Origin of the sequence: Stutzerimonas stutzeri (genome assembly GCF_000952685.1) — a bacterium.
GTDB classification, from domain to species: Bacteria; Pseudomonadota; Gammaproteobacteria; order Pseudomonadales; family Pseudomonadaceae; genus Stutzerimonas; species Stutzerimonas stutzeri_E.
Map to the genome: position 1 here is coordinate 82,574 of NZ_JYHV01000018.1, position 16,719 is coordinate 99,292.

At 62.3% G+C, this 16,719-nt stretch carries 8 protein-coding genes; 4 read left to right on the plus strand and 4 right to left on the minus strand.

The features are described 5' to 3' along the window. The first annotated feature begins 87 nt into the window (after positions 1-87). The 3 genes from UF78_RS11190 to UF78_RS11200 all read left to right on the plus strand — a co-directional run bounded on the left by UF78_RS11190 (position 88) and on the right by UF78_RS11200 (position 5,852). The gene (locus UF78_RS11190; protein ID WP_045162299.1) at positions 88-3,258 is read left to right on the plus strand and encodes an efflux RND transporter permease subunit; all 3,171 of its coding nucleotides are present in this window, start codon (positions 88-90) and stop codon (positions 3,256-3,258) included. Beyond that, positions 3,255-4,658: an efflux transporter outer membrane subunit gene (locus UF78_RS11195; RefSeq protein WP_045162300.1), complete on the plus strand. Its 1,404-nt coding sequence runs from the start codon at positions 3,255-3,257 to the stop codon at positions 4,656-4,658. Before UF78_RS11190 ends, UF78_RS11195 begins: the two co-directional genes overlap by 4 nt. Positions 4,659-4,859: 201 nt before the next feature. After that, complete coding sequence (locus tag UF78_RS11200; protein WP_045162334.1) at positions 4,860-5,852, plus strand: TRAP transporter substrate-binding protein; 993 nt, start codon at positions 4,860-4,862, stop codon at positions 5,850-5,852. Positions 5,853-5,905: 53 nt separating this feature from the next. Here UF78_RS11200 and UF78_RS11205 read toward each other — a convergent pair whose 3' ends face one another. From UF78_RS11205 to UF78_RS11220, 4 genes are all read right to left on the minus strand, one after another. Further along, positions 5,906-7,366 (minus strand): efflux transporter outer membrane subunit, encoded by a 1,461-nt coding sequence (locus tag UF78_RS11205; RefSeq protein WP_045162301.1) that lies wholly within the window; start codon positions 7,364-7,366, stop codon positions 5,906-5,908. Continuing rightward, a complete protein-coding gene (locus tag UF78_RS11210) occupies positions 7,363-10,467 on the minus strand; it encodes an efflux RND transporter permease subunit (RefSeq protein ID WP_045162302.1) in 3,105 nt (1,034 codons plus the stop codon). Before UF78_RS11210 ends, UF78_RS11205 begins: the two co-directional genes overlap by 4 nt. A 142-nt stretch (positions 10,468-10,609) precedes the next feature. Continuing rightward, positions 10,610-13,690, minus strand: coding sequence for an MdtB/MuxB family multidrug efflux RND transporter permease subunit (locus UF78_RS11215; protein ID WP_045162303.1), 3,081 nt, complete (start codon positions 13,688-13,690; stop codon positions 10,610-10,612). Further along, positions 13,687-14,931, minus strand: a complete 1,245-nt coding sequence (locus UF78_RS11220) for an MdtA/MuxA family multidrug efflux RND transporter periplasmic adaptor subunit (RefSeq protein ID WP_045162304.1) — start codon at positions 14,929-14,931, stop codon at positions 13,687-13,689. The genes UF78_RS11215 and UF78_RS11220 overlap by 4 nt, the downstream gene beginning before the upstream one ends. A 283-nt stretch (positions 14,932-15,214) precedes the next feature. Here UF78_RS11220 and UF78_RS11225 point away from each other — a divergent pair, with 283 nt between their 5' ends. Further along, positions 15,215-16,681, plus strand: coding sequence for a lipid II flippase MurJ (locus tag UF78_RS11225; protein ID WP_045162305.1), 1,467 nt, complete (start codon positions 15,215-15,217; stop codon positions 16,679-16,681). The last annotated feature ends 38 nt before the right edge of the window (positions 16,682-16,719 follow it).

The following is a 16,719-nucleotide window of genomic DNA, read 5'->3' on the forward strand; positions in this document are numbered from 1 at the left end:
CCCCCGTAGACCGTGCGCCTCGGCGCACCCTTAGAAAATCGATTCCGTCAGGGCGCGCCATGCGCGCCCTCGCCCCCGGAGTGCGTCATGAATTTTTCTCAGTTCTTCATTCAGCGGCCAATCTTCGCTGCGGTGCTGTCGCTGATCATCCTGATCGGTGGCGCCATCTCGCTGTTTCAGCTGCCGATCAGCGAATACCCCGAAGTCGTTCCACCCACCGTCGTGGTGCGTGCGAACTTCCCCGGCGCCAACCCCAAGGTGATCGGCGAAACCGTCGCCTCGCCGCTGGAGCAGGCCATCACCGGCGTCGAGGGCATGCTCTATATGTCCTCCCAGGCGACCGCCGACGGCAAATTGACCTTGACCGTCACCTTCGCCCTCGGCACCGACCTGGACAACGCCCAGGTGCAGGTACAGAACCGCGTGACCCGCACCATGCCGACGCTGCCGACCGAAGTACAGCGCCTCGGCGTAACGGTGGACAAGGCCTCGCCGGACCTGACCATGGTGGTCCACCTGACCTCGCCTGACGAACGCTACGACATGCTCTACCTGTCCAACTACGCGGCGCTCAACGTCAAGGACGAGCTGGCGCGACTGGACGGTATCGGTGACGTGCAGCTGTTCGGTATGGGCGATTACTCGCTGCGCGTCTGGCTGGACCCGAACAAGGTGGCCTCGCGCAATCTAACCGCGTCCGACGTGGTCAACGCGATCCGCGAGCAGAACCGCCAGGTCGCTGCCGGCTCGCTCGGGGCACCACCGGCACCGGGCGCGACCGACTTTCAGCTGTCGATCAATACCCAGGGCCGTCTGGTCAACGAAGAGGAATTCGAGAACATCATCATTCGTGCCGGCGAAGACGGCTCGATCACCCGCCTGCGCGACATCGCGCGCGTCGAGCTGGGCTCCAGCCAGTACGCCTTGCGTTCGCTGCTCAACAACCAGCCGGCCGTGGCCATCCCGGTATTTCAGCGTCCGGGCTCCAATGCCATCGCGATCTCTGACGCCGTGCGTGCGCGCATGGCCGAGTTGAAGAAAGATTTCCCGGAAGGCGTGGATTACGAGATCGTTTACGATCCGACCATTTTCGTGCGTGGATCCATCGAGGCGGTGGTGCACACCCTGCTTGAAGCCCTCGTACTGGTAGTGCTGGTCGTTATCCTGTTCCTGCAGACCTGGCGTGCCTCGATCATCCCGCTGGCCGCCGTGCCGGTATCGCTGATCGGTACCTTCGCCGTAATGCACATGCTCGGCTTTTCGCTGAACGCACTGTCGCTGTTCGGGCTGGTGCTGGCGATCGGGATCGTGGTGGACGATGCCATCGTCGTGGTGGAAAACGTCGAACGTAACATCGGCCTCGGCAAGTCTCCGGTCGAAGCCACCAAACAGGCCATGAAGGAGGTCACCGGGCCGATCATCGCCACAGCGCTGGTGCTCTGCGCGGTGTTCATCCCGACGGCGTTCATTTCCGGCCTGACCGGGCAGTTCTACCAACAGTTCGCACTGACCATCGCGATCTCCACGGTGATCTCGGCGTTCAACTCGCTGACCCTGTCGCCGGCATTGGCCGCAGTCCTGCTGCGTCACCACGACGCTCCGAAAGACGGCTTCTCGCGCTTGCTGGACAAGCTGTTCGGCGGCTGGCTGTTCGGCCCGTTCAACCGCGTGTTCGAGCGCGCCAGTCACGGCTATGTCGGGGCGGTAAGGCGCATCCTGCGTGGCAGCGGCATCGCGTTGGTGGTCTACGTCGGCCTGGTCGCTCTTGGTTACATGGGCTTCGCCAATACCCCGACCGGTTTCGTGCCCCCTCAGGACAAGCAGTACCTGGTGGCCTTCGCGCAGCTGCCCGATGCCGCCACCCTCGACCGTACCGAGGATGTGATCAAGCAAATGTCGGAAATCGCCGGCAAACACCCTGGTGTGGCGAACACCGTCGCCTTCCCCGGCCTGTCGATCAACGGTTTCACCAACAGCCCGAACAGCGGGATCGTCTTCGTCACCCTGAAGGATTTCGATCAGCGCAAGGAGCCGAACATGTCGGCCGGGGCCATCGCCGGTGAGCTGAACGGTCAGTTCGCGGGCATTCAGGAAGCGTATCTCGCGATCTTCCCGCCGCCTCCCGTGCAGGGGCTGGGCACCATCGGCGGCTTCCGGGTGCAGGTGCAGGACCGCGGAAATCTCGGTTACGAGGAGCTCTACAAGCAGGTGCAGAACGTTCTCGCCAAGAGCGCCGACTATCCGGAACTGGCCGGGCTGTTCACCAGCTATCAGGTCAACGTGCCGCAGGTGGACGCCGACATCGACCGCGAGAAGGCCAAGACCCACGGCGTACCGATCGATGAGATCTTCGACACCATGCAGGTCTACCTCGGCTCGCTGTATGCCAACGACTTCAACCGCTTCGGCCGTACCTACCAGGTCAACGTCCAAGCCGACCAGAAGTTCCGCCTGGCACCCGAGCAGATCGGCCAGCTGAAGGTGCGCAACAACCGCGGCGAGATGGTGCCGCTGTCGACCTTCGTCAAAGTCAGCGATAGCGCCGGCCCCGACCGGGTCATGCACTACAACGGTTTCCTCACCGCTGAAATCAATGGCGCCGCGGCACCGGGCTACAGCTCCGGCCAGGCGGAGGCCGCGATGGAGCGCCTGCTGAAGGCCGAACTGCCCAACGGCATGAGCTATGAATGGACCGAGCTGACCTACCAACAGATTCTGGCGGGCAACACGGCAGTCTTCGTCTTCCCGCTCTGCGTGCTGCTGGCCTTCCTGGTGCTGGCTGCGCAATACGAGAGCTGGAGCCTGCCGCTGGCGGTGATCCTGATTGTGCCCATGACCCTGCTGTCGGCGATCACCGGCGTGATTCTGTCCGGTGGCGACAACAACGTGTTCACCCAGATCGGACTGATCGTGCTGGTCGGACTGGCGTGCAAGAACGCGATCCTCATCGTCGAGTTCGCCAAGGACAAACAGGAAGAAGGCATGGACCGTCTGGCCGCTGTGCTGGAGGCCTGCCGGTTGCGGCTGCGGCCAATCCTGATGACCAGCTTCGCCTTCATCATGGGCGTGGTGCCGCTGGTGTTGTCCTCCGGCGCGGGCGCTGAGATGCGTCATGCCATGGGTGTCGCGGTGTTCAGCGGGATGCTCGGCGTGACCTTCTTCGGGCTGCTGTTGACCCCGGTGTTCTACCTGGTGATTCGCGCCTTCGTTGAGAAGCGCGAGGAGAAAAAGGCTGTACTGAAGGAGTCCCATGCATGAAAGCTGTCTTACTGCTTGCCGCGATCTTCACCTTGAGCGCGTGCGCCGTCGGCCCGGATTACCGGACGCCCGAAACGGCTCCAGCCAAGATTGAGCGAGCCAACGCCGAGGGTTTCGACCGCTCGCGCTTCGAATCCGCCTGGTGGCGTCAGTTCGACGACTCGACACTCGATGCGCTGGTCGGCGAGGCATTGTCGGAGAACCGCGAGTTGCGCATCGCCTTCGCCAGGTTACGCGCGGCGCGGTCGATTCGTGATGACGCGGCCAATGATCGTTTCCCGACCGTGACTGCCGGTGCCAGCGCCGAGTACGGCAAGGCTCAGCAGCCGGGTACTAGCGAGGAACGTAGCAATATCGAGCGTTACGATCTGGGTCTGGACATGGCCTGGGAGCTGGATCTGTTCGGGCGCATCCAACGCCGCATCGAGTCCAGCGAGGCACAAAGCGAGGCCGCAGAAGCCGAGCTCTATCAGCTACAGGTCAGCCTGATCGCCGAACTGGTGGATGCCTATGGCCAACTGCGTGGTGCGCAGCTGCGCGAGCGTATCGCCCGGGAAAACCTCGCCAATCAACGCGAGTCGCATCAACTGACCGAGCAGCTGCGCGAAGCCGGTATGGGCAGCGAATTGGATGTGTTGCGTGCCGATGCTCGTTTGGCCGCCACCGAAGCCAGCTTGCCGCAACTGCAAGCGACACAGACCCGCGCGCGCAATCGCATCGCCACCCTCCTCGGCCAGCGTCCGGAGCAACTCAGTGTCGACCTTTCGCCTCGCAAGCTGCCGGCAATAGCCAAGGCATTGCCGATCGGCGATCCCGGCGAACTGCTGCGCCGCCGCCCGGACATTCTTTCCGCCGAACGGCAACTGGCGGCCGCCACCGCTAACGTCGGCGTGGCGACGGCCGATCTGTTCCCGCGGGTAAGCCTGTCGGGCTTCCTTGGGTTCATTGCAGGTCGTGGCTCGCAGATCGGCTCGAGCGCTGCACAAGCCTGGGGGGTGGCGCCGAGCATCAGCTGGGCGGCATTCGACATGGGCAGCGTCCGGGCTCGCTTGCGCGGTGCCGAAGCGGATGCCGAAGGCGCGTTGGCGAACTACGAGCAACAAGTTCTGCTCGCGCTGGAAGAATCGGAAAATGCGTTCAGTGACTATGCCCGTGCTCAGGAGCGGCTGCTGGCGTTGTTACGCCAATCCAGCGCCAGCCGCGCTGCTGCGCAACAGGCGCAGATTCGCTACCGGGAAGGCACCGTGGACTTCCTGGTGCTATTGGATGCCGAGCGTGAGCGCCTCACCGCCGAGGACGCCCAAGCGCTGGCCGAAGTGGATCTGTACCGTGGAATCGTCGCGCTTTATAAAGCGCTGGGCGGCGGCTGGCAGCTGGCAGCTGGCCAGCGGTTGACCTGAAACAGCTCTGCGCCGTTGCTTCGGCGCAGAGCTGCGAGGCAAGCGGCAAACTGTGATCCATGCCCGCTCCCGTTCATCCAATCATGAATTTTGCGAGAAAGCGCTTTAGGTGGTTCGGCTTATTTGGCATAACTCCCCGTTGAAGCTCAATCGCGTCCTCGGACGCAATGCCAACCAACCAAAATAAAGAGCCTTTCAATGATCAAGCCGATCATCACCCTCGCCGGTCTGGTGCTGGCGCTAACCGCGACCGCCGTCGAGGCCGAGCCGATTGTCATCAAGTTCTCCCATGTCGTCGCTGAAGACACCCCCAAGGGCAAAGGCGCGCTGCTGTTCAAGCGACTGGTCGAGGAACGTCTGCCCGGCCAAGTGACCGTCGAGGTCTATCCCAACTCCACGCTGTACGGCGATGCCAATGAGCTGGAAGCCCTAAGCAACAATGATGTTCAACTATTGGCACCCTCGTTGGCCAAGTTCGAGAAGTACACCAAACAGGTGCAGGTATTCGACCTGCCGTTCCTGTTCGACGACCTGGAAGCCGTCAACCGCTTCCAGAAGCGTGCCAAGGGGCGTCAGCTGCTGCGTTCGATGGAAAAGGAAAACATCACCGGACTGGCATACTGGCACAATGGCATGAAGCAACTGTCGGCGACCAAGGCACTGCGCCTGCCGGGCGATGCAGCCGGTCTGGCGTTCCGCATCCAGCCTTCGGCGGTGTTGGAGTCACAGTTCTCACAAGTGGGTGCGACCACTAAAAAGCTCCCCTTCGCCGAGGTTTTCGCCTCGCTGCAGAACGGCACGGTCCAGGGCGCGGAAAACCCTTGGTCGAACATCTACAGCAAGAAGATGCACACCGTGCAGCCCTACATCACCGAGAGTAATCACGGCGTGCTCGACTACATGCTGGTGAGCAACGCACGGTTCTGGTTCGGCATTCCGCACCTGATCCGTACCGAACTGGAAGGCATCATCGATGAGGTGACCTACGAGGTGAACCGCGCCGCCGAGGAAGCCAACCAGGCCGACCGCGAGCGCATCCGCAAGGCGGGCACCTCGGAGATCATCGAGCTTACCCCCGAACAGCGCGAAGCCTGGCGGGAAGCCATGCGGCCAGTATGGAAGGAGTTCGAACCGGTAATCGGCGCCGACATCATCAAGGCGGCACAGACGGTGAATCGCAAGCAGCGTCAGTGATCGAGCACAGCAGAAAAAACCAGGCCTCGGCCTGGTTTTTTTTCGCCTGGTGATTATTGCGGATCCAGCTCGGTATCCAGTTGCTGGATGTCCCAGCCGCCACCCAGCGCCGCGATCAGCTGCACGCTGGCGGTCAAGCGATCGCCCAGTAATGTCAGATTGGTGCGCTCGTTGTTCAGCGCGGTGGTCTGCACCGTTGCCACGCTGAGGAAGTCGACGGTCCCGGCGCGATACTGGTTTTCGATCAGCCTTAGTGACTCTTGCGCCGCCTCCAGTGCTTCGCGCTGTACAACTGCTTCCTCGGCCAGCACACGCAGTTGCACAAGGCTGTCCTCGACCTCGCGGAAGCTGTCGAGCACGGTCTGCCGATAGGTAGCCACTGTCTGGTCATAGCTGGCTTCGGCCTGTTCCAGTTCGGCGCGACGTGCGCCGAAGTCGAGCACGGTCAGCGCGAGTTGCGGGCCCAGCGACCAGAAGCGATTGGGTAGGCTGATCAGGTTGCTGAAGCTGCTGTTTCGATAGCCGCCGCTGGCACTGAGGGTCAGGTCCGGATACCAGGCCGCTTCGGCCACGCCAATCTGCGCATTGGCGGCCATCACCTGACGCTCGGCCGAGGCGATGTCCGGACGGCGCTCCAGCAATTGCGATGGCAACGCCAGCGGCACGTCGGGCAACTGTGGAATATCGCGGCGCTCGGCGATGTTCAGTTCCGACGGTGGCACTCCGATCAGCACCGCAATAGCGTGCTCCATCTGCGCGCGCTGCCAACGCAAGTCGATGGCCTGCGCCTGGGTACTTTTCAGTTGCGTTCGTGCCTGGCTGACATCCGATCTAGGTACGATGCCGGCCTGGTACTGGTTGTCTGTCAGACGCAGGGAGCGCGCGTACGCCGCGACCGTCTGATCGAGCAAGCGCTGCTGCTCGTCCATTACGCGTAGCTGCAGATAGGTCTGTACCAGCTCGGACTGCAGGCTCAAGCGAACCGCGGCCAGGTCCGCCGCGCTGGCTTGCATGTCGGCGCGATTGGCTTCCAGATTGCGCCGCAGCCGGCCCCATATATCCAGTTCCCAGGATGCATCGAGCCCTACTTCATAGCTTTCGCTCACCCCGCTGCTACCAATGCCCGTTTGCGTGCTGCTGGTTGAACTGCCCTGTCCACCTCGCGATACGCCGCCACTGGCCCCAACCACTGGAAACAGCTGCGAACGCGCGCCACGCACCAGCGCGCGTGCCTGTCGATATTGCGCCTCGGCGGCAGCCAGATTTTGGTTGGAGACGTTCAGCCGCCCGACCAGCGCGTTCAGCTCGGCATCGCCGTAGAGCGTCCACCAATCGCCGCGTTGCAATACATCAGACGGAGTCGCGCTCTTCCAACCTTCGGCCTGTTTGAATGCTGCAGCCAGCGGCAGCTCAGGGCGCTGGTAGTCGGGGCCCAGGGTGCAGGCGCCCAGCGAAAACGCCATCACGAAGAGGGCCAGCGGGCGCACGGAATACTTCGAACACAACGAGGTCATAGCGGATTTTCCAGGGCGGCGTCGGTACGTATACCGCGCCAGCTATTGAAACGATGACGCGCCCGGTCCAGGTACAGGTAGACCACCGGCGTCGTGTAAAGCGTGAGCATCTGACTGAGCAACAAACCGCCGATGATGGTCAATCCCAGCGGTTGGCGCATCTCGGCACCTTCCGCGCCGCCCAATAGCAAGGGCAACGCGCCGAGAATGGCCGCCATGGTGGTCATCAGGATCGGGCGGAAACGTAGCAAGCAGGCCCGGCGGATCGACTCGGCTGGGGACAGTCCATCGTTACGTTCGAACTGCAGGGCAAGGTCGATCATCAGAATCGCGTTCTTTTTCACCACACCAATCAGCAGGAACAGTCCAAGCAGCGAGATGAGGCTGAACTCCTCTCGCGTCAGGATGATCGCCAACAGCGCGCCCACACCGGCCGAAGGCAGCGTGGACAGAATTGTCAGAGGGTGAATGTAGCTCTCGTAGAGAATGCCGAGCACGATGTACACCAACAGCAAAGCCCCCAGAATCATCAAGGGCTGGCTTTCCTGCGTGGACTTGAACACATCTCCGGTGCCGCCCAGGCGCCCCTGGACTTCGCTCGGCATGCCGATGGCGGCAACCGCTCGTTCGATGGCCCGTGTCGCCTGATCGAGGCTGACATCGGGGGCCAGATCAAAGTCTATGTTCTCGGCGGCGAACTGCCCGTCATGGCTGACCCGGTCCTCTTCCAGGCTGCGTTCGTAACGTGCGAAGGCTGCCAGCGGAACACGCCGGCCATCGCTTGTGATCACCTGAATCTGCTCAAGCACTTCGGGATGCTGGGCGTAACGCGGATCGATTTCCATCACCACCTGATACTGATTAAGCGATTCGTAAATGGTGGATATCTGCCGCTGGCTGAAGGAATTGTTGAGCAACGCGGTGACCGTGCTCATGTCGATACCGAGCCGCTTGGCGGCATCGCGATCCACCTTCAGGCTGATCTGCTGTGCGCCCTCGCCTTCATTGGCATCGATGCTGGTAAGTTCCGGCAGCGCCTTCAGCGCTCGGGTGACCTGCGGCACCCAGGTGCGTAGATCGTCCAGGTCGCTGGCCAGCAGGTTGTAGGAGTACGCCGAGCTGCTCTGCCGACCGCCACCGAACTGCAGGTCCTGATCGGCCATCAGGAACATGCGCCCGCCGGGCACTTTCGGCTGGTTCTTGCGAATCCGCTCGATCACTTTCTGTGCGGAGATCTTGCGCTCAGCCAGCGGTTTGAGCCGGACGATCATGAACGCATTGTTGATGCCGCCCTGGCCGCCGATGAAGCCCGCCACGCTTTCCACTCCTGGGTCGGCCAGCACCGCCTTGCGAAAGACTTCCATCTTCGGCTGCATGACCTGGAACGACAGCCCGTCGTCGCCGCGGATAAAGCCGGTCAGCTGGCCGGTATCCTGCTGTGGAAGGAAGGTTTTGGGAACCTGGATATACAGGAAGACATTGAGACCGATGGTCGCCAGCAAGGTAAAAAGCGTGATGCGGTGATGACGTAACGCCCATCCGAGGGACCGGTTGTAATGCCGCAACAGCCATTGGTGAGCGTCGTGGCTCCAACGATGCAGGCGGCCTTCGTGCTCAGGCTGATGTGGCTTTAGCCAGCGGGCGCAAAGCATGGGTGTTAGCGTCAGGGAGACCAGCAACGAGACCAGGATGGCGGCTGCCAAAGTGATGGAGAACTCGCGGAACAGCCGCTCCACGAGCCCGCCCATGAACAGGATCGAGACGAACACCACCACCAGCGAGAGGTTCATCGACAAAAGGGTGAACCCTACCTCACGGGTGCCGATATAGGCCGCACGCATCGGCGGTACGCCTTCGTCGATATGCCGCGCGATGTTTTCCAGCACCACGATGGCATCGTCCACCACAAGGCCTGCGGCCAGGATCAAGGCCATCAGCGACAGCACGTTGAGCGAGAAGCCGAACAGGTACATCACGGCAAACGTGCCGACCAATGATACCGGCACCGCCAGCGCCGGTATCAGTGCGGTACGCAACCTTCCCAGGAACAGAAACACCAGGACGATGACCAGGCCCACCGCGATCAGCAGAGTCCGTTCGGCCTCGTGCAGCGTTGCGCGAATGACCGGCGAGCGGTCCATCGCCACCGCCATGTTGACGCTGCCAGGAACGATGGCCTGCAGTGCGGGCAGCTCGTTGCGAATGCCTTCGATGGTCTCGATGATGTTGGCGCCGGCCTGGCGATTGATCACCAGCAGCACGGCCCGGTCGTTGTTGAAAAAACCGTCGTTGTAGCGATCCTCAACACCGTCGCGGACCTTGGCCACGTCGCTCAGGCGCAATGCCGCACCGTCTTGATAGCGAATGATCAGCGGCAGGTAGTCGGCCGCCTCGTGCAGCTGATCGTTGGCCTGCACCTGCCAGTGTCGATCATCGTCTTCGACCATGCCTTTGGGGCGGCGCACGTTGGCCGCAGCGATGGTCTGACGGACCTCGTCTAGGGACACACCGTATTGTTCCAGCTGCTGCGGCTGCAGCTCGACGCGCACCGCCGGCAGCGAACTGCCACCAACCTGCACTTCGCCGACACCCGGAACCTGCGAAAGCTTCTGTGCCAAGATGGTCGAACCAATGTCGTAGAGCTGCCCCTTGTTCAGCACTTCGGAGGTCAGCGACAACACCATGATCGGTGCCTGGGCAGGATTGATCTTGCGATAGGTCGGCATGCTGCGCATACCGCTGGGCAGCAAGTTCCGTGAAGCATTGATCGCCGCTTGCACGTCTCGGGCAGCGCCATTGATATCGCGCTCGAGGTCGAACTGGATGATGATCCGCGTCGACCCCTGGCTGCTGCGGCTACTCATCTGGCTGACACCGGCAATGCTGCCCAGCGAGCGTTCCAGCGGCGTCGCCACGCTCGATGCCATGATTTCCGGGCTCGCCCCTGGCAGGCTGGCCTGCACCGTGATGACCGGGAAATCCATGTTCGGGAGTGGCGACACCGGCAACAGCCCGAAGCTGACTCCGCCTAACAACAGGATCGCCAGACTCAGCAACATGGTCGCCACCGGGCGGGCGATGAAGGGCGCCGAGAGGTTCATGGATGCGAACCGGAAGCACGAAGCGAGAAGTGGGACGATAAACCGAAGCCCTGCCCGAGCCGATCCCTGCACCTAGGACGGGTGCAGCCCATCCGAGAAATAGCCACGGGATCGCATAGCGGTGCTGGCCGAATGTTGCCGGTCATACGCGCGCCTCCTGCCCTGCCGCGTCCTTGCGGGCAAAGCGATTGCCCAGGCGATCGAAGAACAGGTAGATCACCGGCGTGGTGAATAGCGTGAGCAACTGGCTGAGCAACAACCCGCCGACCAGCACCAGCCCCAGCGGCTGGCGCAGTTCTGCACCCGAGCCGGACGCCAGCATCAGCGGTACCGCACCGAACAGAGCGGCCAGGGTCGTCATCAGGATCGGACGGAAGCGCAGCAATGCTGCCCGATAGATGGCGTCTCGCGGGCTCATGCCCTGTTGCCGTTCGGCTTCGAGAGCGAAGTCGATCATCATGATCGCGTTCTTCTTGACGATACCGATCAGCAGAATGATGCCGATGATGGCGATCAGCCCCAGGTCGTTACCGGTCAGCAACAGCGCGAGCAAGGCGCCGACTGCGGCCGATGGCAGCGTCGACAGAATGGTGATCGGATGGATATAGCTCTCGTAGAGCACGCCCAGCACGATGTACATGGTCACCACCGCCGCCAGGATCAGCAGCAAGGTGCTCGACAGCGATGCGCGGAACGCCTCGGCGGCGCCCTGGAAGCGGCTCTGGATGCCGGCCGGCAGGCCGATCTCGGCTTCGATGCCTTCGATGACTTCCACCGCTTTGCCCAGCGACACACCGTCGGCCAGGTTGAATGACAATGTCACGGCCGGGAACTGGCCAATGTGATTGATCAACAATGGTGCGCTGCGTTGCTCCAGGGTTGCCAGGCTCGACAGTCGCACCGGGGTGCCTCCCTCGCTCTGCACGAACAGTTGTTCCAGTGCCTGCGGCCCGATACGGTTGCCCGCCTCCGCCTCGAGCACCACGCGGTACTGGCTGGCCTGGGTAAAAATGGTCGAGATCTGGCGTTGACCGAAGGCGTCGTACAGCGCATCGGTGATCGCTGATATTCCGATACCCAGCCGCGCCGCGGCGTCGCGGTCGATATCCAGATAGATCTGCAGACCATCGCTCTGCAGGTCGCTGGCGACGTCAGTCAGCTCAGGGCGTTCGCGCAGGGCCGCGACCAGGCGTGGCGTCCACTCCTTCAGCAGCTCGCCATCCGGTGATTCGAGGCTGAACTGGAATTGCGTGCGGCTGACCCGGTCCTCGATCGACAGATCCTGCACCGGTTGCATGTACAGCTCGATGCCCGGCAGTTTCGCCAGCTCCGGGCGCAGCCGATCGATGACCTGGCTCGCGGTGACGGCGCGCTCGGCGTGAGGCTTGAGGTTGATCAACAGGCGACCACTGTTGAGGGTCACGTTGTCGCCGTCGACACCGATATAAGACGACAGGCTGGCCACCGCCGGATCGGCGAGAATCACGCGGGACAACGATTGCTGCCGTTCGCTCATCGCTCGAAAAGAGATCGACTGCGGCGCCTCGCTGATGCCCTGGATCACGCCGGTGTCCTGCACCGGGAAGAAGCCTTTCGGCACAGCCAGATACAGCACCACCGTCAGCCCCAGGGTCACCACCGCGACCAGCAAGGTCAGCGCCTGATGGCCCAACACCCAGGTCAACCAGCGCGCGTAGCCGCCGATGAGGCGCTCGACCCAATCCGGCTTGGATTTCTCCACCGTGGCTGGCTTTAGCAACTTGGCGCACATCATCGGCGTCAGCGTCAGCGACACCACCAACGAGATCAGGATGGCTACCGCGAGGGTGATGGCGAACTCGCGGAACAGACGCCCCACCACGTCCTGCATGAACAGCAGCGGAATCAGCACGGCGATCAGCGACAGCGTCAGCGAGATCAACGTAAAGCCGATCTGCTTGGCACCTTTGAGCGCGGCCTGCAGTGGCGTCTCGCCCTCCTCCACGTGGCGGGCGATGTTCTCCAACATCACGATGGCGTCATCGACCACGAAACCGGTCGCGATGGTCAGGGCCATCAGCGTCAGGTTGTTCAGTGAGAATCCGGCAAGATGCATCACTGCGAAGGTGCCGATGAGCGACAGCGGCACCGCGATGGAGGGAATGATGGTCGCCGACAGACGCTTGAGGAACACGAAGGTGACCATCACGACCAGGAAGGTGGCCATCAACAGTTCGTGCTGCACATCGGTGATCGCGGCGCGGATGGTCTGCGTGCGGTCGGTGAGCACCACCACATCGAGACCGGCCGGCATGCTGGCGGTGACCTCGGGAAGCAGCGCCTGAATACGCTCGACCACCTCGATCACGTTGGCACCGGGCTGACGCTGGATATTCAGCAGCACGGCCTGGCTTTGATTGGCCCAGGCGGCGAGGCGCTCGTTCTCGGCGCCATCGATGATGTGAGCGACATCCTTCAGTCGCAGTGTCGCGCCATTCTCATAAGCCAATATGAGATTGGCGTATTCCTCCGGCGTTTTCAGTTGATCGTTGGCATCGAGCATCGATACCCGCGTCGGGCCGTCGAAATTGCCTTTGGGCTGGTTGACGTTGGAGCTGGTCACCAAGGTGCGTACATCGGCGAGCGACAAGCCGTAGGACGCGAGCGCCTCCGGATTGACTCGAATGCGCACCGCGGGGCGCTGCCCTCCGGCGATACTGACCATGCCCACGCCGCTGATCTGCGCGAGCTTCTGTGCCATGCGCGTATCGACCAGATCGTGGAGTTCCGGTAGTGCGAGGCTTTCCGAGGTGATCGCCAGCGTCATCACTGGTGTATCCGCCGGGTTGACCTTGTTGTACACCGGAGGCGCCGGAAGGTCGTTCGGCAGCAGGTTGCTGCCGGCATTGATGGCCGCCTGGACCTCCTGCTCGGCCACGTCCAGCTCGACCTCCAGCGAGAACCGCAAGGTGATCACCGACGCGCCGCCGGAACTGGTCGAGGACATTTGGGTTAGCCCGGGCATCTGCCCGAACTGGCGCTCCAGCGGCGCGGTCACGGCGCTGGTCATCACCTCTGGGCTGGCTCCTGGATACAGCGTCATGACCCGAATGGTCGGGTAATCCACCTGCGGCAACGCCGAAACCGGCAGCATGCGATAGGCGATCAACCCGGCCAGCAGGATCGCGATCATCGTCAGGGTGGTCGCCACCGGCCGGAGAATGAAAAGCCGCGACAGGTTCATCGCGCCGGACGCTCCTTGGCGCTCTGGGTATCGACTTTCGGATTTGCGGCCGCTTCTTCGGCGAGCGTCTGGCGATCCACCACTTCGACTTCGCTGCCGTCACGCAGGCGATCGGTGCCTTCCATGACGATCCGCTCGCCGACACTCAGCCCTTTGGTGACGACCGTCTTGTCACCATTACTCGGGCCCACCTCGAGCACCCGCAGCTCGACCTTCGAATCCTCCCCGACGACGTAGGCATAGTTTCCACGCGAGCCGAACTGCAACGCCGCTGACGGAATCAGAATCGCGTCGTCCAGGGTTTCCACGCGCAGGCGAATGTTGACGAACTGGTTGGGGATCAGCAGCTCCGCCTCGTTATCGAAGCGGGCCTTCATTTTCAGCGTACCGGTGGTGGTGTCGATCAGGTTGTCGAGGCTTTCCAGTACGCCTTCGCCGAAGAGCACCCGCTCGCCACGGTCCCAGGCCTGCACCGACAGCTCGTCGCCGCGACGAAAACGCGAAATGACCGGCGGCAGGTCGCTTTCCGGCAGAGTGAAGCTGATCGCCATGGGCTGAGTCTGGGTAATGACCACCAGCGGCGTGGTGTCGTTGGCCGCGACCAGGTTGCCCTGATCCAGCTGGCGCAAGCCGACGCGGCCATCGATCGGCGCGCGAATCTGAGTGAACTGCAGGTTCAGCTTGGCCTCGTTGACCGCCGCCTGATTCGCGGCGAGTGTGCCCTGGTACTGGTTGACCAGCGCCTGCTGCGTGTCGAGGGTCTGCTTGGCAATGCTGTCATCTGCAAACAAGCCCCGATAACGCTTGAGGTCGACCTGCGCGTTCTGCAACAGCGCGCGATTCTGCTGCAGCGTACCTTCCGCCTGTTGCAGCGCCACCTCGTAGGGGCGCGGATCGATCACGGCGAGCAAGTCGCCGGCCTGCACCCGCTGGCCTTCTTCGAAGCGCACTTCGACCAGCTCGCCAGCCACACGGCTGCGCACATTTACCGTGTTGAGGGGCGTAACGGTACCCAGCGCCTTGGCATAAACCTCGAACCGGCCCTGTTCGACCACCGCGACCCGTACCGGTGTCGGGCCACCGAACGCACCGAAAGCCGGACGCCCGCCAGGTTGCTGTTTCGGTTTCTCGGCGGCGGTTGGCCATAGCCACCAGAGCAGCAGTACGATCGCGATGATCATGCCGCCAATGATCAGCCAGCGCCATACGGAGCCGGTAGAAGAAGTGTTTGCCTCGGACATGAACGGGGTTCGCTTGGAAATGAGCGTGAACCATAAGCAGTCGCACGCCGCTCGCAAAGGAGATTTACGGCATTTTTACGTATCCGGAGTTGTCCTGAGCAAAACGGACCGCAAAACCTGCGATCAGGTCCCAGGAACCATGCTTGAGCCTTCCAGTCTATGTATCGTTCTCCGGAGCGCTGGCGAGCGAGACTCAGCGGAACTGCTCCGGCGAGCCACTGCATCTGGTCGACATACCGCTATTCATCAGGCCACCCGATAATGGTCTGCACAGGATCAAGGAATGAACGCATCACTGGTTATCCTGGCGCTGACTGTCGCCAGCTTTCTCCTCGGTTTTCTACGCGACCTGTTCATTGCCAAGGCCTTCGGCCTGAGCTGGGAAGCGGACCTTATCTTCGTCGCGCTGATCCTGCCGATGTTCTTCGAGAACTTCCTCGGTCTCGCCCTGCGCGATGCGATGATCCCGTACCTGCAAAAGCTGCGTAGCCAGTCCGAAGCCCTGTTTGAGACCGTCAGCCGCTGGCTCTACTGGCGGGTAATGCTTATGGGCGCAGCGGTGAGTGGCGTCGCCGTCGTCGGCAGCTACTGGATCCTCAACCTGCTGGCGCCCGGCTGGACAGACGCTCAAGTTGCCTCCGGCCAGATCGTGTTCTGCGTCGGCGCAGCGCTCATCGCCGTTCAGGCTGTCCTGTATTGCCAGGGGGCGCTGCTCAACATGGATGAAGTGTTCATCCTGCCGATGACGCGCACGGTACTGCTCAACGCCGGCGCGATCATCGGGATCCTGCTGTTCCAGCCCACCGGCATGGTGATCTTCATCGGCATGCTGCTGCCCCAACTGGGGTTGATACTGGTGCAACATCGGCGCATCGCCTATCTGCGTGGAGCCAAGACCGTAGAGACGACGGGGCATGCGGGCGGCTTCGGCCTCGCATTCGCGCCGGTTCTGCTGGCCGCCGGGGCGCAGCAAGGCTGCATTCTTGCCGAGCGCATGTTCGCTTCCTTCCTGGATGAAGGCAGCATCACCATGCTGTCCTTTGCGTTCCGCATCGTCACCATTCCGCTCACGCTCTATGCGCTGTCGGTGTTAGCGGTGCTCTTTCCTCGTTTCGTCTCGAGTTGGAACGACGACGATCTCAGCGGCCACGCCGCAGTGATACGCAAAGGATTGCTGGCCACCCTGCTATTCCTGGTGCCGGCGGCGGTGGTGCTATGTTCGTTCCCGCAAACGGTGGTATCGGTGCTACTCGAGCGAGGTCAGTTCGGTGCACCGCAAACCGACGCGACGGCATCGCTGGTGATCCTGTATGCGCTGGGCCTTCCTGCAATGGGGCTGGCGCTGCTTTGGGGACGCGCGCTCCTGGCTCAGCATCAGTCACGTCTGTTTCTGGTAATCACGTTGATCAGCTCTGCCCTGACGATCGGCCTCGACGCACTGCTCTACGCTCCGTACGGTGCAGAGGGCCTGGCGTTCGCCTTCTCCTGCGGCGCGACAATGCAGGCATTGTTCATGGGACTGTACGTCTATCGTGCGTCGCCCACAGGGCTGGCGCCGGGCGTGCTCTTGCGTTGGCTCGCCACCGCGGCTGCAGTCGCCACGGCGTTGCATTGGCTGCCCGCGCCGCAGGGGTTGCTGCAGTTGTGCCTGTATATCGCGCTGGTGCTCTGTGCCTTCGCTGTCGGCGTAGTGCTGCTGGGTGAGCGAGACCTGTTCAAACCCACCTATTGGTCGATGAAGAAAGCCTGACGGCTCCGTGCTCCGAGATGGGCTCCTTGCTGCAACCT